This window comes from Pradoshia sp. (assembly GCF_051873915.1).
Taxonomy (GTDB): domain Bacteria; phylum Bacillota; class Bacilli; order Bacillales; family Pradoshiaceae; genus Pradoshia.
Window position 1 is genome coordinate 1 of the sequence record NZ_JBJEFJ010000007.1, and the last position, 20,481, is coordinate 20,481.

Consider the following 20,481-nt stretch of genomic DNA (forward strand, 5'->3'; position numbering starts at 1 on the left):
ATCACTCGCTTATATACGGATGAGCATAGGCATCATACTGTTTATCCTTATTCCTCAATTCATTATCTTTTTCAAAGATATGCTCGAAGAAGCGGGATGCCGGCTCGGCCAGCAATTCATAGTATTGCTTGAAGAGCATCGCTGCTGGGCTTCCGGACCATACTTCAGGCAGTAATTCCTTTGGCAGTCCTGGGTCTACGAATAAAGATTTCCGATATTCATGCACCAAATAGGTTCTTGCCACAAAGCATTCCGCATCGCTCAATTGACCTTTTTGAAGCATATTTTGGTGGATGATATATTTTTCACTGTATTTCGTGATAAAGTCCTTGTACTTCTCATCCGTTTGTTCAAGTGACCAGCTTCGTCTCACAATGGATTCGAAGGAATGCGGACCCAAATATTCGGAAATAAAGAAATCCACATATTCCTCAATTTCATACTTTTTGAAAATGAGTTCAACCTCGCGTTCTAGATTGTTAGGGGTAATCCACACGCTGTTCGTGAAGCTGCCAAAGCCGCTCCAAATTAATTCCTTTCTGAGCTCATCCCTTAAGTGTCGTTTGTCCTCGGGAATGGAATAAATGAGAATTCGCCATTTCCCGTCCCAGGAGTGAGGCTTTACGCGGAAAATCCGTTTTCCGGCCTCATCAATCCGTTTGATGCCTTGCTCCGTCAGGAAATAATAGCTTTTATTCCCAATTCGCTCTGATTGGACCCAGCCGCTTTTGTACATACGGGACATAGCTACCCTGACTGCCTGCTCATTATGGCCAAATGCGTCAAGGAGCTGAATGAGGCTACCGACCCAAATTTTATTCCCATAATGTCGAATGTAATCTCCATATAACGTGAAAATCATTGATTGTGTATTGTCCGGCATGTCATCACTCTTTCTATCTGCCTATATTCAGTCTCACTTAAGAGCAGAGCGTCTATTTCCGTCGTTAGGAACGTTCAGGACGAATCCCATCTTCCGTACACTCCAATTAGTTTCATTTTATCATCTTTCTATTATTTCAGTAAATTCAAAAAGGTCAGTCTGTTCCTTGGACAATAAGTGAGATGCCCTGGCCAACCCCTACACACATGGTTGCAAGCCCATACCTTGCCTCTGTCTTTTTCATCTCATGGATGAGCGTTGTGAGGATTCTTGCTCCGCTTGCTCCCAGCGGATGCCCAAGGGCGATTGCTCCGCCGTTCACATTTACCTTTTCAGAATCGAGCTCTAATTGGCGGATGCACTCTAATGATTGGGAGGCGAATGCCTCATTTAGCTCAATCAGATCGAGATCTCCTGCTGTTAAACCTGCCCGCTTCAGTACCTTCCTCGTGGAATAGATTGGCCCAATTCCCATTACAGATGGCTCAACTCCGGCCGCGGCACTTGCTACATATTTTGCGAGCGGCTTAACACCAAGCTCCTGCGCCTTCTCAGCACTCATGATTAGAAGAGCGGAGGCACCGTCATTCACCCCCGAAGCATTACCGGCCGTAACGGATCCGCCGGCGAATATGGGCTTCAGACGGCTTAGCTTTTGGGCGGTTGTGTTAAAGCGTGGATGCTCATCTTGATCGATTCGCATTTGATTTCCTTTTCTGTCATGAAACTCTACCGGGACAATCTCATCGGCAAAACGATTTCCTTCAATCGCTTTCTGTGCCTTCGCCTGGCTTTCGGCTGCAAATTGGTCCTGGTCTTCACGGCTTATATGAAAACGCTCAGCTACATTCTCAGCTGTCTTCGGCATGGTTTCTGCCCCAAACATTTCTTCTAGTCTTTGATTCGTGAAACGCCAGCCAATCGTCGTATCCTGCAGCTCCATTGACCCGCGCGGGAATTCCTGTTCAGGCTTTGCCATTACATAGGGGGCACGCGTCATGCTTTCGGTTCCGCCGACAATGAAGATATCCCCTTCTCCCATTGCAATAGCCCTTGCTCCATAGATGACCGCATCCAGACCTGAGCCGCAGAGGCGGTTTATCGTTGTTCCTGCCACCTCCACTGGAAGCCCTGCGAGGAGAGCCGCCATCCGGGCGACATTTCTATTGTCTTCTCCTGCTTGGTTCGCATTGCCAAGTACGACTTCCTCGATTGCGGATGGCGCTATCTCTGGGTTTCGCTCAAGCAGGGCCTTGATGACGATTGCCGCCAAGTCATCCGGCCGAACGGCTTTGAGTGCGCCCTTATATCGCCCGATTGGTGTACGGACCGCATCAACAATGACTACTTCTCTCATTTCTCTTCCTCCTTATTTCGATAATCATAGACACCCCTGCCTGACTTTTTGCCTAATCGGCCGGCTTTGACGTATTGTTCCAGAAGGGGAGCTGGACGATATTTTTCCCCAAGCTTGCTATGTAGATAATTCATATTATTGAGCCGCGCATCTAAACCGACCAAATCAACCAGCTCAAATGGACCCATTGGATAGTTCAGTCCTAGTTTTATCGCTTTATCGATTTCTTCCGGAGTACCAAGCCCCTCCTGAAGCATATAAAATGCCTCATTTCCAACAAGGCAGCTGATTCGACTGGTGACAAAGCCAGGGAATTCATTAATGACGACAGTCTCTTTCCCCATTTTCTCCGCAACATCCTTCACAACCGCTACGGTCTCATCACTCGTTTCAAGTCCTTTGACAATTTCAACGAGCGGCATTTTGTGAACCGGGTTGAAGAAATGCATCGCAATGGTCTTCTCTGGACGATTAGCATAAGAGGCAATTTCTGTCGGACTCATTGTTGAGGTATTAGTGGCAAAATAACAATCTGCCTTCGCGTACTGTTCAATCGTTTCAAAGACCGCCCTCTTAATCTGCTCCTTTTCAGGAACCGCCTCAATGATCAGCTCTGCCTCTTCAGCTGCTTTCTCAAGTGAGGATAAAAAGAATAAACGCCCTTTCGCCTCCTCAGCCTTCTCCGGACTGAGCTTGCCATACTGAATCCCTTTTTCCATAATGGCTTCAATCTCTGTTTGGGCACTATCTAACGCAGCTGAATTCACATCAACAATCGTCACCCTGAAGCCGCCCACCGCTCCTGCATAGGCAATGCCTCTTCCCATGACACCTGAGCCTACTACCGTGATATTCGTAATAATAGCCATCTTCTCCTTTCATATTAGAAAGGCCATTTTTGCAAATGACCTTTCCGCATACTCTCACATTCTATTAATGAACGAATCACTGAATACCGAACGGGTTTAACGGACGGCTTCCATAATAGGAAACAATGCTTTTTGTCTCCGTATATAAGTCTAGTGTTTCTATACATAGCTCACGTCCGAAGCCCGATTGCTTGTAGCCGCCAAACGGTGTACCCGGGAACGCTGAGAATGGACAGTTAACCATGACGATTCCCGCCTGGATTTGATTGCCGACACGTGTAGCACGGGCCCCATCCTTTGTCCAGACAGCTGAGCCGAGTCCATACTCCGTGTCGTTAGCGAGTTTGATCGCTTCCTTTTCATCCTTAAAGGTCATGACAACAACAACCGGTCCGAAGATTTCTTCCTGTACCGCTTTCATTTCATGAGTCACATTTGTGATGACCGTCGGCTCATACCAATAGCCATTCTCATACCCTTCTACGACGGCTGCCTTGCCTCCTGTCAGGATTTCCGCTCCATCAGCAATAGCTGACTTCACATAACCGTCAATGACATCCAGCTGATTTTGGTCAATGACCGCACCTACATGGGATCCTTTACTGAACGGATCTCCTAATTGGAGCTTTTTCGTCTTCTCCGTAAATTTAGCGATAAACTCCTCATAAATATCCTCGTGTACATAAAGCCTTGACCTTGCCTCACAGGATTGGCCAGTATTATAGAAGATTCCGTATAAAGACCCGTCTACTGCCGCATCGATATCTGCGTCCTCAAATACGATATTAGGGGATTTTCCGCCCAGCTCCAGCGTGACCCGCTTCAATGTCTGTGAGGCCTTGCCCATGATGTCCCTGCCGATAGGAGTGGAGCCTGTGAAAGCGACCTTATCAACCTTTGGATGTTCAACCAGATAATTGCCTACCTCAGATCCAGAACCAGGAATGATGTTAACCACACCGTTTGGAACACCGGCCTCTAAGCAGATTTCCCCGAGAATAATAGCGGTTAGCGGTGTTAAGGATGCCGGCTTCACGATAACCGAGCAGCCAGCTGCGATGGCAGGAGCAATCTTCCAGGCAGCCATCATCATCGGATAGTTCCAAGGAATAATTTGTGCGCAAACACCTACCGGTTCCTTTTCCGTATAGTTTTGAAATTGCCCGGCAACATTATTGACCGACCCGCGGTGTCCCACAATAGCGCCGGCATAGAATTCAAAATCCTCAATCGCCTGCATAACCTGCCCTTGAGCCGTTGAAATCGTTTTTCCGCTGTTCAATATCTCTAATTCAACTAATTCATTGAATCGGGCGCGCATAATGGAGGCAATCTTGTTCAATACACGGGACCGTTTATTGACCGATGTTTTCTTCCATTTCCCATGGTCGAACGCTTCCCTTGCTGCTTGCACAGCTTTCTCCGCATCCTCCTTCGTCGCCTTTGCCACCTTGGCAATCAATTCTCCAGTTGCTGGATTAAATGCCTCAATGGTCCCGCCGTTAGAGCTTTCCACTCGCTCCCCGTTAATGATCAAATGATAAAAATCCCGCTTCATGTCCATTTGTTCCATTTGTCGTTTATCCTCTACTTTAGCTATTGGAATCTACCCCTTTGTCGTAATTTTTTGTTTGAATGGCACCTATTTACCTGCCCGTAAACGCCCGATTGGCTCACCTTACCCTCCAATGAAGTGCGGTTTTCGTTTTTCCAGGTAGGCTGTTACGCCTTCGTTATAATCCTTCGTTAAGCCTGCTAAGCGCTGGCCTTCTGCTTCGACCTTTAAATACTGGTCAAATGACAGATGGTAAGAGGCTTCTAATGATTGTTTGATCAGGCCGATTGCCTTCGTTGGCTTACTGGCCACCTTCTCAGCAAAAGCAGCAACCTGCTCCTTCCATTCCTCTACCTCAATCACTTTTGTCGCGAGTCCCAGCTGTTCTGCCTGTGCAGCAGATACTTTCTCACCAAGCAAGGAAAGCTCGATGGCCTTTGCTTGGCCAATCATCCTCGTGAGATAATACAAATTCCCGCAGTCTGGTATTAATCCGATATTGACGAACGCATTTACAAAGCTTGCCTTCTCGGATACTAGACGGAAATCACAGGCAAGTGCCAGGCTGAACCCAGCTCCAGCAGCCACGCCATTGATGGCAGCGATTATCGGCTTTTCACAGTTGGCAATTTCCTTGATCATGGGACCATATGAATCAAGGAGAACATCCGCCAAATTCGTTTCAGGTGTTACCTCTGTTAAATCCTGCCCGGCACAGAAGGCTCTCCCCTCCCCTGTAATGACAATGGCTCGTACTTCCTGATTTTCCTCGGATTCTTTTACAGCCTGCTGGATTTCCTCATTCATCCTGCGTGTGAAAGCATTTAATTTCTCAGGCCGGTTCAACCCAATCCAGGCGACAGCGCTCTCAACCTTGTACTTTATGGTTTCATACATGGATAACACCCCTTATCTGCCGATGAAATTTGGTTTCCTTTTCTCTACAAATGCGTTCATGCCTTCCTTTTGATCCTCTGAGGCAAATAGCATGTAAAAATTCTTCCGCTCATATTGCATGCCCTCATAAAGGGAATAATCAACGGCCTTATGTACCGATTCCTTAATCAGCCGAACAGCAAGCGGTGCTTGAGCAGCGATGCGCCCTGCCATTCCTTTTGCTTCTTCAAGGACGTTCTCCGGCTCCGTTATCCGATTGATGATGCCATATTGCAGGGCCGTTTCGGCCTTTATTCTTTCCCCTGTTAACATCCATTCGAGCGCTTTCGTCTTCCCAACCAGTTTCGTCAGCCTTTGTGTTCCCCCGGCACCCGGCATCACCCCAAGTGTGACCTCAGGAAAACTGAAACGGGTATCACTTCCAGCCACTAAGAGATCGCAGGCTAAGGCTAGTTCAAATCCACCGCCGAGCACATATCCCTTAACCGCACCGATGATTGGTTTCTTCACGAGACTTAATCGGTCCCAATCCGCAAATTGATTGCGCAGCTCCATCTCGACAGCCGTCTCATCAGCCATCTCATCAATATCTGCACCAGCCGAGAAGGCTTGTCCATTGCCGGATATCAGGATGACCCGAACGGTAGAATCAGCGTCAAAGCTCTCTGCCGCCGTGACAATTTCATGGACCATTTGTCGATTTAATGCATTAAGCTGCTTAGGCCGATTTAGGACAATATGGCCGATAGGGGCCTCAATCGATGCTTCAATGAATTGAAACCCGTGCATCTTACACTTCCTCGCCAATCATCAATGTGACTAAGTCACCTGCAAATCCCATTAAATCCTTGCCTGATGCCTTTCCTTCTGCAGAGCGCATGCCATTTTGAAGGGCTTCATGATTCTCATAGTACATTTCACAAAGAATATAGTAGTCAGACTCCTTGCCCATCGGCGTGCCGACAATTTTCGTTACTTCCATTCTTTGCAAGCCTGGAATCTTTTCTGTGATTGGACCGTGCACATTGAAATAATGTTCATCGAATGCTTCTTTATCCTTCGGTTGTTTATAGAGAGCGATTAATTTGACCATTTTTTATTCCTCCATTTTTTTACATAGATTTAATCATTGGTTTCATTGCTTCAAACGGGTTCTTGCATGACTTGCAGTAAAGGATGCTTCTGCATGCCGTCGGGCCGAAAATATTCTCAAGCGTCACATAGGTTGAACCGCAGTATGGGCAATCTACATGCCAGGAGCCGTCATCGGCCATATGCTTTGGAGGAGGGGATATGCCAAATGCCTTTAAGCCTGCCTTGCCTTTTTCAGAGACGCGGTCAGAGGTCCAGGATGGCGAATGCAGAAACTCCACCTTTACCTCATTTGTGTGTGGCAGCTTCTTAAGGCTTGCCTCTACATTCTTCTGAATAATCGGCAATGCGGGACAACCGAGAAAGGTCGGCAGCATTTTGACGGTTATGCAGGAATCCGTAATAAGCACATCCTCGACCATTCCTAAATCAACCACACTGACTGTATTGATTTCGGGATCTTTCACGTCTTCAAGTGCCTCATAAACCTCTTCAGCTGTTATCAATCGATTTGTCATTTGTCATTCCCCTCCTATATCGCAGCCTTACCAGGATGCAGCTTTGTCGATTGCATATACTTCCCTTAACGTTTCAAGTGCTCGGTCTAAATCACCTGTATGTGTCCCTGAACGACCATCTCCTGAAGAGAGACTAAGCTCTACTCTCGTAAGAGCAACGCTTTCCAGTGGATGCGCCAAGGCTTGATGCCATCTTTCAAGGAGAATATCCTCTTCTTCAATCAGCCCCTGGCTGACAAAGGCTTCCCCATATTCTCCATAAGAGAATACTCCCTTGAAATCGCGTGATGTCTTCTCAATAGCCGCTTTCATTCTCGAAAGAGCCTCTTCATGCCCTGAGCCCATTAATTGAATGAACCAGGTTCTCCAGTGCATTAAGTGGTAATGAAGCTCCATCCGCACCTTTGCAGCCACGTCAGCTAATGGCTGATAGGTGCTTGACTGCAGGGACTGGATCTTCAGCATTTTTGCCTGTGTATAGAAGTAATTTCTGACAACAGCAAAGGCCCAATCATAAGCAGGCTCGCCCATATAATGGCCGGGACCATTTTCAAGCTCCAGAATAATGGCATTACGCCGTTTTGAAGCCGGACGCTCATGGGCTAATTGATTGGCGTCCCCTTCACCAAGCTCCTCAAGCAATTGATAGAACATAGCCGCATGGCCCATCGTATCCTGTGTAATAGAGGCAGAGGCCACATCCTCTTCAATATGCGGAGCAAGCCCGAGCCATTCAGACCCTCTATAGGAATGGATAAAATCATCATCCGCCAATTGGTACAGCAGCTCTTTGACTGCATCCGTGTTAGCCATTTCCTCTTTTGACATCCTTCACACCTCCTGCCCATGACATGATCTCTTTCTCATCGAGCATTTCCTGTTCATACTGACGCCACTTCTTCTTCAGATAGCCATAGCCCTTCGTCGTCCGGTAATCCTTATTATCCAAGCGGACGAGCGTTTGCTTCTCCTCATGGGTCATCTTCCGGATGCTGCTCGTTTTCACGACCCAAATATCTGCGACCGCTTCCCTCCGCATGAAATTCTCCTGAGCCATCATCATGGCCATCTCTTCATTCGGTGCAAGCAGATTAAACTGATATTGCACTGGACCTGTAGGGGTCTTACGGCTGAATACATCGTATTCCTCAAAAAAACTGCCTTGTTCGTTTGTCATGAATCTCACACTCCTTTAGTTCGCCTTTGGAGCCAGCGCTTCCCGTACCCATTGGTTCGCGGCATAGGAGCTTCTTCTTAGGTTTAAGCGCTCCTGTGATTTCGGTCCTTCATTTTTGGCAATGAGCTTTAGCTTCGTCCAGTCTGGCTGCCTATAAATCCATTTTTCTGTTTCTTCATCAAAACGGAGTGTCTCATCAGGAATCGTAAAGCCAAGGGAGCGGATGCGCTTCACATACTTGGTTAAGAAGGACTGTCTCAGCTGCTCATTGGTTTTCGTACGTATCCGGTATTTAATCGTTATATCCTGTTTCGATGCACCGATCTCATTCTTGCTTGGCGGACCGAAGAAGAGAAGCAAGGATTCCCACCAATAATCAATGGCATCCTGAACCATTTGCCTTTGCTCATTCGTCCCTTCGGCAAGAGCCATGATGATGGCTTCTCCGTGCTGGGCATGGAAGACCTCCTCTGCACAGATTCTTTGCAGAGCACGTGCATACGGCCCATAAGATGCACCAAGCATATCTGTTTGCGTGATGATGGCGGCACCATCCACAAGCCAGCCGATCAGCCCCGCATCTCCCCAGGATTTAGCCTCCATATGAAAGACATTATGAAACTTTAAATCTCCGTTAAAGAGGTCTTGCATGATGTCTTCCCGCTTCTTGCCATATGGCTTCATCAAGTCCTCCGCAACCCGCAATAATAATTGACCATGACCCATTTCATCCTGCACCTTTGCCATAATGCCAAGCTTTCGATGAAGGGTCGGTGCTTTCGGTACCCACTCCTTTTCGGGGAGCGCTCCCATAATTTCACTGATTCCATGCATCGAAATCAGCTTAATCAACGTATTTCGGTAAATATCCGGCATCCAGTCATCCGCTTCAATCTTTTCCCCATTGGCAATCCTTTGTTCAAACCGATGAAGCTTTTCTTCATCCTCGGTCATCGCTGGTAGCATTTCTGCCATGTTTCTTTTCACTCCTTCATAACTATTATTGAAATATCGTTATTTTTCTGTTATATAAATCAACAAAATTCATCCTTGCGTTTCTAACTGGATGATCTCTGAGCGTTTATCTATGACTCTAATGGCTTTCCCTTCAGAACGGGGAATGCTTCTTGGCGGAAGGATTTGAACGGCCATCGCTACGAGGCAGTTATTCTTCATAGATTGGTAGACGTCCTTCGCAAGCCTATTGATCTGCGGGTGATGCAAATCACCGCCGACTGTTTGGAAGAATGTCTCACTGACCTCTACATGCAAGGCTAATTCATCAAGGACACCATTCTTATGCAGGTGGACTTGATAATAGGGAGAAAGCTCCGTAATCCGCAGTAAATGATGCTCAATTTCTGAAGGAAAAACATTTACGCCGCGGATGATAAGCATGTCATCTATTCTGCCCTTGATACGCGCCATCTTTGTAGTGGTCCGGCCACATAAGCACGTTTCTCTCTTAATGGCGGATAGGTCTCCCGTCCGGTAGCGAATGATTGGCAGTGCCTCTTTCGTCAAGCTTGTAAAGACCAGTTCCCCGACTTCTCCATCTGGAACAGGCTCCAATGTGTTCGGGTCAATTACTTCCACCAAGAAATGATCATCGGCAATATGGAGACCGTCCTGTGCTTCATGACACTCCATTGAAATCCCAGGGCCCATCACTTCACTCAATCCATAAATATCACAGGCTTTTATGCCGAGTTTATCCTCGAGTGTTTTTCGCATTTCCTCTGACCAAGGCTCCGCACCGAAAATGCCGTATTGCAGGGATGTATCCGCCGGATCTAATCCAAGCGTCTCCATTCTCTCAATGATATTCAAAATATACGAGGGTGTTCCTGCAATGACCGATGGCTTGAAATCCTCTATTAACCCAATCTGCCGTTCCGTATTTCCCCCTGATACAGGGACGGTTGCCATCCCAAGCCGTTCAGCTCCATAATGCAGGCCGAGACCGCCAGTGAACAGGCCATATCCGTATGCGTTATGAAAGACCTCACCGCGATTGCCGCCTGCAATAGAGATGGAGCGAGCGACTAGGTCTGCCCACATGTCAATATCCTTTTTCGTATAACAGACAACGGTAGGCTTTCCGCTCGTACCCGATGAAGCATGGATTCGAACAATTTCTCCTTGGTCTACAGCCGTTAATCCAAATGGATAATGCTCACGAAGATCGGTTTTCTTCGTAAATGGGAGTCTCTTTAAATCAGCTAATGATGTAATTGATTCCGGCAGCAGGTCAAGCTCTTCGAATTTTTCCCGGTAAAAAGATACGTTCTCATAGACCCTTTTCACTGTTTCTTGCAGTCTCGTTAACTGAATTTCCTCTATCCGGTCCTTGGACATGGTCTCAGCTTCATGGAGAATCATCTTATTCCTCCTTCACACTAATTAAAGCGCTTTCAAATAATAAGAAAAAAATAAAACATATAACGATATATTTGTCATCGATGTGAATTCGTTATATAAAAACTAACACACTATCACAATTTTGTAAATAATTAGAAAACATTTTTTTACGATAAAAAATCGGCGGACTCATTTATCCGCCGAATGCCTTTTTATTGATGACTGAGAATCTCCTTGAATTCCTTTCCTTTCTGAACATAGGTGTCAATGGAAAGTTGAATAAGCTGGAGATCCTTCTCATTCAGCTCCCTCACAACTTTACCTGGTGAACCGACAACTAGTGAGCGCGGCGGAATTTTCTTCCCTGGTGAGATTAATGTATTGGCGCCGATGATGCATTCTTCCCCAATCTCTGCCCCGTCCAATATCGTTGATCCCATTCCAATGATGGAACGATTGCCAATTGTGCAGCCATGCAAGATCGCATTATGGCCGACAGTCACTTCATCTCCAATATTTAAAGGCTGGCCCTCATATAAATGCAAGGTCGTATTATCTTGAATGCTTGTCCGCTTTCCAACCACGATTGGACCCTCGTCCCCGCGCATGACTGCATTGAACCAGACAGATGATTGCTCTCCGATTGACACGTTTCCAATAATGTATGCGCCTGGTGCAATGAAAACAGACTCATGAATGACCGCTTCTTTTTTGCCATAAGGTACTATCATACAAAAACCTCCTAAATTGCCATAATTTTCATTTTATTATAACATAAGTGAAAAAAGGAGAAGATGATTTGAAAACAATTGGTGAATTATTACATATTCCTTATCCGATTATCCAAGGAGGCATGGGAAACATCAGCAACCCCATCCTCACCGCTGCTATTTCAGAAGCCGGGGGGCTTGGCACAATAGGTGTCGGCACCCGTACCCCAGAAGAGATTGACCAAATGATTCTGGAAGTAAAGGAGCGGACAAGCAAACCTTTTGCCCTCAACATCCCGATTACTGTGACAAACTACGCAAAAGAAATGGTTGAACTCGCCATTGCTCATCATGTTCCAATCGTTACCCTTTCTGCCGGAAACCCCGGTAAACTAATTCCGATTCTCCATAAGGAGGGGATCACGGTTATCGTTGTCGTCGCCTCAGTGAAGCATGCCCGAAAGGCAGAGGAAGCTGGTGCTGACTTGCTCGTGGCAGAAGGCTTTGAAGCAGCTGGCATTAATTCAAGCCTTGAACTCACGACCTTCACCTTGATACCTCAAATCGTGAACGCTGTCCAAATACCAGTCATAGCAGCCGGCGGCATTGGTGACGGCCGCGGAATGGCCGCAGCCATTACCCTTGGGGCAAGCGGAATTCAAATGGGTACTCGGTTTATTGCCACTAAAGAAGCTCCCATGCATGAAGCGTATAAGCAAAAGCTGCTGGATGCCGCGGATACAGATACGTTGATCTTCGGACGAACAGTCGGCAGAGTCAGACGAATCCTTCATACCCCTTATGCAGATAAACTCATGCAAACCGAGCAGCAAGGCTTGACACTGGAAGAATACGCCAAACTGACAGATGAGGACAAGCATGTCCTTGCCGCCATGGAAGGTAATCTAGAAGAAGGCTTCCTCAACAGCGGACAGGTTGCTGGTCTGATTACGACGATTCCTTCTGTCGAGGAGCTGCTCAAAAGCATGATGGAAGAAGCTGCCCTGCAGCTGCAAAAAGGAACCAATCTGCTTAAAGAACACAGCTCCTTATCCTAATATCATGAAAAACCATGGACCCCTATCCGGGACCATGGTTTTTTCTTTTATAGAATCGCCTTCTCCTCCGTAACGGCTGGTTCCTTATCACGAAACTTCACGATGGAGATGACAATCAGCGTGCCAATCGTTAACAGACAGGTAATGACGCTTGGGCGATGACTATCGTTGAACATAAAAATCACCGTAATGACACTTAAGGTCAATGCCGTAAAGCCGGAAATATACGGATAACCCCAGATTCGAAAGCTTGGCTGCTTTGGATAGGATTTGCGGAGCTTAAGCTGTGCAAGAGTAACACTAATCCACACGAGTGAGACAACAAAGCCAGGAAAAGCCATCAATAAGGTAAATACCCGGTCCTGCGCAAAGAAAGCAATCATCGAACCGCCAACAAGAACAGCTGCACTGAACATTAGGCTGTAGAATGGAACTCCTTTAGAGGTGACATGTCCAAAGGACTTAGGAGCCTCTCCCCCGGTTGCGAGGGAATGCAGCATCCGCGTACAGCCGTATAAACCAGAGTTAGCAGCCGAGAGAACGGCCGTAATTAAGATGAAGTTCATAATATGGGCCGCCCCTTGAAGTCCGGCCATCGATAATACTTGTACAAATGGACTCGATGTATCGCTAATTTGATTCCAAGGTATGAGTCCGCAAATGACTAAAATAGGGAGCGTATAGAATAAGATAATTCGCCAGATGAAGCTCTTGATTACCTTCGGAAGAACCCGCTCGGCATCCTTCGCTTCATTTACGGTAACCCCGATTAATTCAGAACCCCCGTAAGAATACATAACAATGAGAAGGGCCGCAAAGATGGATGTCCACCCATTCGGGAAAAAGCCGCCATGTCCGGTGAAATTCTGCAGATAATTCGATTCATTGCTCGGAATGATTCCAAATAAAATACTAGCCCCAAGGACGATAAAGACCATGATCATCGTGATTTTAATCCCGGCAAACCAGAATTCGAACTCTCCATAATTCTTGACATTCATCATATTGATGCCGATTACGAAGGCTGTACAAGCAAGGCTTAAAACCCATAACGGGATCGATGGGAACCAATACTGCAGGAAGCTCCCTGCCACAACCACCTCGATGACACAGACGGCAAGCCACATGATACAGTACATCCACCCGACGACAAAGGAAACCCGCTTCCCAAACGCCTTATGTATGAATCCTTTCATATTTGTGTTCGGATAAACAAGAGCCATCTCTGCAATGGCTCCCATCACAACTAGCAGGAGCAGGCCGGCAAATACATAGGTTAATATAACCCCCGGCCCTGCTAATGTGACGGTCTCGGCACTGCCCTTAAAGATACCTGTGCCAATCGCTCCGCCCATCGCCATCATCGTAATATGGCGAGGCAAGAGTCTTTTTTGAAGCATTTCATTTTGATTCGAAATCACAACCACTTCCTCCTTTGTTCTATAAAGCAGACCCCCGCATATGACTCTCTCTATTTATGATTCTTTGTTAGTTCATATCAATCAGCCATAAGGCTGGATTTTCAATATATTGTTTAAAGGCATTCGTAAACGCCACAGCTGTCGCGCCATCTGCGACACGATGATCAAAGGACATGGAAATATTCATGATGGAACGGATGGCAATCTCATCATCTTCCATCACGACCGGCATTTTCTTCGTTTTATGAAAAGCAATCAGCCCTGTCTGTGGATAATTAATAATCGGTGTCGCCCCCATGCTTCCAAGCGGACCGACATTACTGATCGTGAATGTGCCGCCTCTCATATCCGCACCTGTCAGCTGGTTGTCTACAGCCTTTTTCGTCAGCTCCTTTTGTTTCGTATGAATCTCCTGGATAGACAGGCGGTCAGCGTGATGAATGACGGGAACAACGAGACCATCCTCGGTATCTGCCGCCATTCCGATATGGTACTCCTTCTCAAGAAGGATGACTTCATTCTCTTCATCTAATCGAGCATTAAAGACCGGATATTGCTTCAAGGCTTGCGTGATTGCTTTGATCAAAAAGGCTGTCACGGAAATAGACCTGCCCATTTCTTTCACCTTGCTGCGATAGGCCAGCAGCTCAGTCATATCCACCTCTTCAAAATGAGTCACATGCGGAATGGTATAGAGGGATTTCACCATATTCTTAGCAATTTGCTTGCGGCGCCCTCTGAATGGAATCGTCTCCGCATTCGCCCGGCTGCTTTGTTGCTCCTCAGCCGTAGCCTTTTCTTCTGTGCTTACTGGTATGCTAACTTTTTCGTTTGGCGTTTTCACCGGCTCTTTTCTGTCATTTTGTTTCACGAAATTATATACGTCCTCTACAGTAATCCGGCCATTCGTGCCCGTTCCTTTAACCGCTTGAATATCTACGCCGAATTCTCGTGCAATCTTTCTTGTATAGGGGGCCGCCTTAATGAAGACACGCTCCGTCTTCGCTTTTGGCTGTGCTTTTGGCTGTGCTAAATACTCCATTTTCCCCTCTGCAGGGATGGGTGCTTCTTTTTTCCCTTCCTCTTCAAGAACAAGCAGAGTCGTCCCGACTGCCACTGTATGTCCTTTATCAATGACAATATCTTTTACGACACCGGCAGCTGGAGAAGGAAGCTCCGCCACCATTTTATCGGTTTGGACCTCCACCAATGGCTGGTCAGCCCGAACGGCATCCCCCACCTTTACGAAATAATGGATAATCTCCCCTTCAGTCATTCCTTCTCCTATATCATGCAGCTTCACTTCAACCAACTAATTCCCCTCCTAGAAATGGACTGTTTTTTTAATTGCCTGGAACACCCTCGCTGGTGTTGGCAGATAATGCTCTTCAAGTGCAAAGAATGGAACCGGTACATCAAAGCCTGTAATGCGTTCAATCGGTGATTTCATATACAGGAAGGATGTATCATTAATAATAGACACAATATCATTGCCAACTCCTCCGGTTTCATGCGCCTCATGCACGATGACCGCGCGGCCTGTTTTCTGGACAGATTCTGCAATAATCTCCCGATCAATCGGATATAGGGTTCGTAAGTCAATGACATCACAGGTAATGCCCTCTTTCTCAGCCTGTTCGGCCGCACTCATGGCCACCTGTACCATTGCCCCCCAGGCAATGAGCGTAACCTCATCCCCATCCTTCACCTTTTTGCCTTTGCCAATCTCAACCATGTATTTCCCTTCCGGCACCTCATCCCGCACAGAACGATAGAGCTTTAACGGCTCTAGAAACAGAACCGGATCTGGGTCCTCAATAGATGCTATCAAGAGTCCTTTTGCATCGTGAGCGGTGGATGGACAGACCACCTTTATACCAGGCATATGGGTAAATAAAGCCTCAACACTGTCTGAATGAATCTCCGGTGCACGGATACCGGCTCCATATGGTGCACGGATGACCATCGGCACCGTATAACGCCCCATCGTCCTCATTCGAATACGAGATACATGGGTCATGATCTGCTCATAGGCCGGATAGACAAATCCAAAGAATTGCATTTCAGCAATGGGCTTAAATCCATTGACTGCGAGACCGACTGAGGTTCCGATAATCCCTGATTCACTGAGAGGTGTATCCATCACGCGCTCTTGGCCGAATCGTTCCTGCAATCCGTCCGTCGCCCGAAATACGCCCCCGTTCTTTCCGATATCTTCCCCAAGCAAGAGAATGCGTTCATCTGCCTCAAGCATGGTGGCCAATCCATCCGTGATGGCTTGAATGAGTGTCATTTTGTTTGTTTTGATGCCGGCTTGCAGCCATTCTTCTTTTATCGCCATTCGTTTTCTCCTCCTAACAAGCGGAAATAGTCTTCTTTTTGTTTAGCAATTGTCCAGGTCGGTGTTTCAAAGACATGGTCGAATAAATCCTCTACCTTCGGCTTCGGATAACTCTCGACCTCGCGTATCGCCTGTTCTACCTCATCTTTAATCTCCCTTTGCACCCGGCTGGTCCATTCTTCATCCCATAGACCGGCATTTTTCATGTATCTCTCCAGTCGCATGAGCGGGTCGCGCGTTTCTCTTATTTCATCACTGATGGACTGATTCCGATATTTTGTCGGGTCGTCTGCCGTTGTATGGGCTCCGTATCTCCATGTAACGGCTTCAATCAATGTCGGTCCCCCGTCATTCCGTGCCCGCTCCAATGCCTTCTTCGTCTCAAAGTAAACAGCCGCTATATCATTGCCGTCCACCCGTACTCCTGGTATGCCATAGGCAACGGACTTTTGGGCCACAGTCGCGGAGTTCATTTGCTTCTCAATCGGGACAGAAATAGCAAACCCATTATTTTGGTTAAAAAAGACTGCCGGAACTTGAAAGACACTTGCCATGTTCATTCCTTCATGAAAATCTCCCTCAGAAGTCGCCCCATCCCCAAAATAGGCAATCGCTGCATTTTTCGTTCCTTTTCGCTTCTCCGCGAGCGCCGCACCGGCAGCATGGGGAAGCTGCGTGGCAATTGGTACTGCTGGAGGAAAGATTCTCTTCCCTTCCTCTGGAACACAGCCTTCCACCCGTCCATTCCAATAGAGAAAGGTACGGGCCATATTGGCGCCATAGGTTAAGGTTGCCCCATGATCGCGATAGGTTGGGAATACCCAATCCTCCTCTCCAAGAGCAAGGGCACTCCCTGCCTGCGATGCCTCTTGTCCCTCAAAGGGCGCATATGTACCCAGCCTCCCTTGACGCTGCAGACTAATTGCCTTACGGTCAAAGGTTCTAATGCGAACCATATGATAATAGAACTCTCGAATTAACTCATCTGTCAGTCTTTCCTTATCCTCTTCCCTCACAAGCTGCCCGTCTTCATCAATCATTTGATAGATTGGAAACTCCATGCTCATTCCATCACCTCATTTAATAATTTTTCCTTCATATGCGAACATCCCACTTCGGCGGTGTACTGCGTGTAAAGAAATGATTGAGCCTTTTCCGCTCCTCAATCCTCTTTTCACATAAACGGTTTGCCGCCTCAGCAGTGGTCACATGATCCAGCTCTGCCTGCTCGTAAACTTCCAATAAGGAATGATAGATTGTTTTTGTTTTGGTCAATACCCGCTCCTTATTGAAGCCATATAATTCATCTGCCACCTGAATAAGGCCTCCGCAATTGATCATATAGTCCGGTGCGTAAAGGATCCCCTTTTGCTTTAATGCTTCTCCATGCCTGTCGGTTAAGAGCTGGTTATTGGCGGAACCGGCAATCGCCTTCACCTTCATGACATCAATCGTGTCATCATTGATGATTCCTCCCCCTGCACAAGGAACAAATACATCAGCCTCTGCAGCGTAAATCTCCTTACTCCCAACCGGTCTGACCACTCCGTTATAACGTCTGGCAGCTTCTTTCACCTGTTCAATGGCAGCTTCATTAATATCTGTTACATACAAGTCCGCCCCTGCAGCAAGAAGCTGTTCAGCCACCTTCATGCCGACCTTCCCGAGTCCTTGAATGGCATAAGTTCTGCCTTCAAGCTCTTCCATGCCGAATCTTGCCTTATTGGTCGCCTGTAATCCATAGATCACGCCAGTTGCGGTTGGTATGGAAGAATCACCTCCGCCGCCATAGGCTTCCGGAATTCCTGTAATACAGCTCGTTTCCCTCGAGGCATGAACGAAATCCTCCATATTGGTCCCCATATCTGTTCCCGTATAGAATCGACCATTTAAGGAATCCACAAATCGTCCAAAAGCCCGAAACATGGCTGGTGTTTTATCCTTAAGCGGATCACCAATCAGGACCGCCTTCCCGCCTCCGAAATCCACATCTGCTGCCGCACATTTATAGGTCATTCCTTTGGATAGACGCAGGGCATCCAAAAGAGCATCTGCCATCCCTTTGTAGGGCTGCATCCGGCATCCCCCAAGTGCCGGACCGAGTGCCGTGTTGTGAATAGCGATAATCGCTTTAAGCCCAGTGGATGGATCTTGACAGAACATAACCTGTTCATGGTCCTGCATGCTTTCTAACAATTGTTCATTCCATTGTATTGATTGGTTGATCGTACTCATTCGCCATTCCCTCCATATATCTGTCTCTATCTAGTAAGCGCTTACATCTTGATCATCTATTCTTGATGGCTCATTGATTTCTTTAGACGCCGTTCCATTGACTCTTTCATAACAATTCCTTGCTTCACTTCCCCTACGCCGATTAATCCTGTTTCATTATGGACCTCTACACTTGTCACAATGCAATGATCGGTGATGTCTGTTACGACAGCTGTGACATGAACATTCGTTCCCTCCCCTGTAGGCGCGATATGCTTCACTGTCACTGCTCCGCCAACTCCCTCTTCATGTGATTCCAGATAGGGCAATATAATTTTTCGTGAAGCCCATTCCATGTGATAAACCATCGCAACCGTCGAATAGGCACGATGAACAATCTGTCCTTCGAATTGAGCAAACATCTCTTCACTCACCTTGGCCGTCACTTCAGCCATTGCTCCAATCTGCAAGCCTTCTTTCATCATATCCTCCTTTACAACGCCTGTTTAAGCAGCCATTTTGTATAATTTTCAGGATTCATAATGCCTCATGCGTAATGGCAGAGGAAGATTGTTCGGATTCCTGTCCGAAGACCTCCTTTTCAACTTTTCTGCTATCCGCCGGAGGCTTTCACTTTATTCAACTGGAATGAAGAATATAGTCTCGATCCGTATAGAAATGGAGATTTCCTTTGAATAAAGTGAAAAAATTTAGAAAATTATGTTTATATCATTTAGGATACGTTATAATAAAAATCAGTAACATAACAAATTGAATAAAATTCCATATAGTAAATATCTATTTTGCATAAGTTTCATCACAATTAACTTCATTTTAAAATGGGGAATGGATTATGGATCAATTAGATGTTCGCCTTCTCGCTATTCTTCAAAAGGACGGGCGCATAACAATAAGTGATTTATCCAAGCAGCTAGCCTTAAGCAGACCAAGTGTGACCGAACGATTGAACCGACTTCGGGAAAAGGGAGTCATCGAGGGGTTCAGTGCGAGGGTTTGTCCCCGTTCTGTCGGCAGACATATTATCGTCTTTATCCAATTAAGCGACTTCAAGACGGCCTCCTATGCTGAATTCGAAAAGAAAATCTTAGATGATCCCGACATCATTGAAATCCACCGCTTAACTGGGCCTGTCAGTTACTTATTGAAAGCGGCTGTACCTGGAATGGAACAGCTCAACCAAGTCATTGAAAGACTGAATCCTTATGGGAATGTCAATACCTCCATCGTGCTGTCTTCTCCCTTGTCCTTCAGCCCGGTTGAACCTGTTCAAGAGGAGATAAACTCATGAAGGAAAGAACAAGCTGAGGGAGGGTGACGAATTGTGCACCCTCCCTTCTTCTGTATATTAATCATCCCTGGATTGGAGCACGACATGTTAAAGAGAAAATATGGAGACCGGTCAGATTGGAAACGGATTACACAAAGAAAATTTGCCCAAGTCTTCCTCGAAACAAATGAATATACCGGATACATTACCTTACTTCAACTAACTGAGCTCACCTCCCCCCTCATCGTCCAATACGAAAAAAAGTCCGTATGCATTGCAGATAAAGAGTATACGTGGCTTCAGCAATTTCCAAAAGACGCCCGCCATAGCGTAACGACCATGTTTGATGCAGAAGGAAGGATTGTACAATGGTATATTGACATTTGCCTCGGCAATGGCTGTGATGACGGCAGACCATGGATGGATGACTTGTATATCGATCTCATTCTCTTCCCATCTGGGGAGATTTTCGTAAAGGATACGGATGAACTGGAAGCTGCCTATAAGAGCAGAATCATTCATAAAGAGCTGTATGATCTTGCTTGGAAGGAAGCAGGCAGGGTGAAAAGCTTGCTTTGTACAGGGAATTTTCCTTTAGTGGATTTAGCCTCGGAGCATCGAAATCTGCTGATTGGACTTCTTGAATAATGCTTCAGGTTGAACATCCGAGTAAATTTCTTGAATTGGATAAAGAGGAGTGTATACATTTATGCCATTATCAAATTCACAAAAATCAGCTC

22 protein-coding genes are annotated in these 20,481 nt (G+C 46.5%); 3 read left to right on the forward strand and 19 right to left on the reverse strand.

Annotated elements, in window-relative coordinates; genetic code table 11:
- Position 1 precedes the first annotated feature (1 nt).
- The 13 genes from paaX to ACI35L_RS00450 form a co-directional block, all read right to left on the reverse strand.
- Positions 2-883 (reverse strand): phenylacetic acid degradation operon negative regulatory protein PaaX, encoded by an 882-nt coding sequence (paaX, locus tag ACI35L_RS00390; RefSeq protein ID WP_049671215.1) that lies wholly within the window; start codon positions 881-883, stop codon positions 2-4.
- Positions 884-1,037: 154 nt separating this feature from the next.
- Positions 1,038-2,240, reverse strand: a complete 1,203-nt coding sequence (locus tag ACI35L_RS00395) for an acetyl-CoA C-acyltransferase (protein ID WP_439801987.1) — start codon at positions 2,238-2,240, stop codon at positions 1,038-1,040.
- The gene (locus tag ACI35L_RS00400) at positions 2,237-3,103 is read right to left on the reverse strand and encodes a 3-hydroxyacyl-CoA dehydrogenase (protein ID WP_439801995.1); all 867 of its coding nucleotides are present in this window, start codon (positions 3,101-3,103) and stop codon (positions 2,237-2,239) included. Before ACI35L_RS00400 ends, ACI35L_RS00395 begins: the two co-directional genes overlap by 4 nt.
- Before the next feature lie 82 nt (positions 3,104-3,185).
- Positions 3,186-4,682 carry an aldehyde dehydrogenase family protein gene (locus ACI35L_RS00405; RefSeq protein WP_156185621.1) on the reverse strand — a complete coding sequence of 499 codons (1,497 nt, stop codon included), beginning with the start codon at positions 4,680-4,682 and terminating at the stop codon, positions 3,186-3,188.
- Between the two features lie 105 nt (positions 4,683-4,787).
- A complete protein-coding gene (locus ACI35L_RS00410; protein ID WP_049671218.1) occupies positions 4,788-5,561 on the reverse strand; it encodes an enoyl-CoA hydratase-related protein in 774 nt (257 codons plus the stop codon).
- Between the two features lie 12 nt (positions 5,562-5,573).
- Entirely contained in the window at positions 5,574-6,350 is a 777-nt protein-coding gene (locus ACI35L_RS00415; protein WP_049671219.1) for an enoyl-CoA hydratase/isomerase family protein, read from the reverse strand.
- 1 nt (position 6,351) lies between these two features.
- Positions 6,352-6,654 carry an EthD family reductase gene (locus ACI35L_RS00420; protein WP_049671220.1) on the reverse strand — a complete coding sequence of 101 codons (303 nt, stop codon included), beginning with the start codon at positions 6,652-6,654 and terminating at the stop codon, positions 6,352-6,354.
- A 19-nt stretch (positions 6,655-6,673) separates the two neighbouring features.
- Positions 6,674-7,171: a 1,2-phenylacetyl-CoA epoxidase subunit PaaD gene (paaD, locus tag ACI35L_RS00425; RefSeq protein WP_049671221.1), complete on the reverse strand. Its 498-nt coding sequence runs from the start codon at positions 7,169-7,171 to the stop codon at positions 6,674-6,676.
- A 27-nt stretch (positions 7,172-7,198) separates the two neighbouring features.
- Positions 7,199-7,999 carry a 1,2-phenylacetyl-CoA epoxidase subunit PaaC gene (paaC, locus tag ACI35L_RS00430; RefSeq protein WP_439801988.1) on the reverse strand — a complete coding sequence of 267 codons (801 nt, stop codon included), beginning with the start codon at positions 7,997-7,999 and terminating at the stop codon, positions 7,199-7,201.
- Entirely contained in the window at positions 7,977-8,348 is a 372-nt protein-coding gene (paaB, locus tag ACI35L_RS00435; protein WP_439801989.1) for a 1,2-phenylacetyl-CoA epoxidase subunit PaaB, read from the reverse strand. The genes paaC and paaB overlap by 23 nt, the downstream gene beginning before the upstream one ends.
- Positions 8,349-8,363: 15 nt before the next feature.
- Positions 8,364-9,323: a 1,2-phenylacetyl-CoA epoxidase subunit PaaA gene (gene paaA, locus ACI35L_RS00440; protein WP_439801990.1), complete on the reverse strand. Its 960-nt coding sequence runs from the start codon at positions 9,321-9,323 to the stop codon at positions 8,364-8,366.
- 69 nt (positions 9,324-9,392) lie between these two features.
- Positions 9,393-10,730: a phenylacetate--CoA ligase family protein gene (locus ACI35L_RS00445; RefSeq protein ID WP_049671225.1), complete on the reverse strand. Its 1,338-nt coding sequence runs from the start codon at positions 10,728-10,730 to the stop codon at positions 9,393-9,395.
- Positions 10,731-10,921: 191 nt separating this feature from the next.
- Positions 10,922-11,440, reverse strand: coding sequence for a gamma carbonic anhydrase family protein (locus ACI35L_RS00450; RefSeq protein WP_049671226.1), 519 nt, complete (start codon positions 11,438-11,440; stop codon positions 10,922-10,924).
- 68 nt (positions 11,441-11,508) lie between these two features.
- Between ACI35L_RS00450 and ACI35L_RS00455 the strand changes: the two genes are divergently transcribed.
- Positions 11,509-12,477: an NAD(P)H-dependent flavin oxidoreductase gene (locus ACI35L_RS00455; protein WP_439801991.1), complete on the forward strand. Its 969-nt coding sequence runs from the start codon at positions 11,509-11,511 to the stop codon at positions 12,475-12,477.
- 47 nt (positions 12,478-12,524) lie between these two features.
- Here the strand turns inward: ACI35L_RS00455 and ACI35L_RS00460 are convergent, their stop codons facing one another.
- The 6 genes from ACI35L_RS00460 to ACI35L_RS00485 all read right to left on the reverse strand — a co-directional run bounded on the left by ACI35L_RS00460 (position 12,525) and on the right by ACI35L_RS00485 (position 18,938).
- Positions 12,525-13,841, reverse strand: coding sequence for an amino acid permease (locus ACI35L_RS00460; protein ID WP_439801996.1), 1,317 nt, complete (start codon positions 13,839-13,841; stop codon positions 12,525-12,527).
- A gap of 124 nt (positions 13,842-13,965) precedes the next feature.
- The gene (locus ACI35L_RS00465; RefSeq protein WP_439801992.1) at positions 13,966-15,210 is read right to left on the reverse strand and encodes a dihydrolipoamide acetyltransferase family protein; all 1,245 of its coding nucleotides are present in this window, start codon (positions 15,208-15,210) and stop codon (positions 13,966-13,968) included.
- A gap of 12 nt (positions 15,211-15,222) precedes the next feature.
- Positions 15,223-16,239, reverse strand: a complete 1,017-nt coding sequence (locus ACI35L_RS00470) for an alpha-ketoacid dehydrogenase subunit beta (RefSeq protein WP_049671227.1) — start codon at positions 16,237-16,239, stop codon at positions 15,223-15,225.
- On the reverse strand, positions 16,230-17,306 hold the full coding sequence (gene pdhA / locus ACI35L_RS00475) for a pyruvate dehydrogenase (acetyl-transferring) E1 component subunit alpha (protein ID WP_049671228.1): 1,077 nt from the start codon (positions 17,304-17,306) through the stop codon (positions 16,230-16,232). The genes ACI35L_RS00470 and pdhA overlap by 10 nt, the downstream gene beginning before the upstream one ends.
- A 28-nt stretch (positions 17,307-17,334) precedes the next feature.
- Positions 17,335-18,474 (reverse strand): Leu/Phe/Val dehydrogenase, encoded by a 1,140-nt coding sequence (locus ACI35L_RS00480; protein ID WP_049671229.1) that lies wholly within the window; start codon positions 18,472-18,474, stop codon positions 17,335-17,337.
- A 56-nt stretch (positions 18,475-18,530) separates the two neighbouring features.
- Positions 18,531-18,938, reverse strand: a complete 408-nt coding sequence (locus tag ACI35L_RS00485; RefSeq protein WP_439801993.1) for a thioesterase family protein — start codon at positions 18,936-18,938, stop codon at positions 18,531-18,533.
- Positions 18,939-19,306: 368 nt separating this feature from the next.
- Between ACI35L_RS00485 and ACI35L_RS00490 the strand changes: the two genes are divergently transcribed.
- On the forward strand, positions 19,307-19,762 hold the full coding sequence (locus tag ACI35L_RS00490) for an Lrp/AsnC family transcriptional regulator (RefSeq protein WP_049671231.1): 456 nt from the start codon (positions 19,307-19,309) through the stop codon (positions 19,760-19,762).
- An 84-nt stretch (positions 19,763-19,846) separates the two neighbouring features.
- Positions 19,847-20,389 (forward strand): DUF402 domain-containing protein, encoded by a 543-nt coding sequence (locus tag ACI35L_RS00495; protein WP_049671232.1) that lies wholly within the window; start codon positions 19,847-19,849, stop codon positions 20,387-20,389.
- The last annotated feature ends 92 nt before the right edge of the window (positions 20,390-20,481 follow it).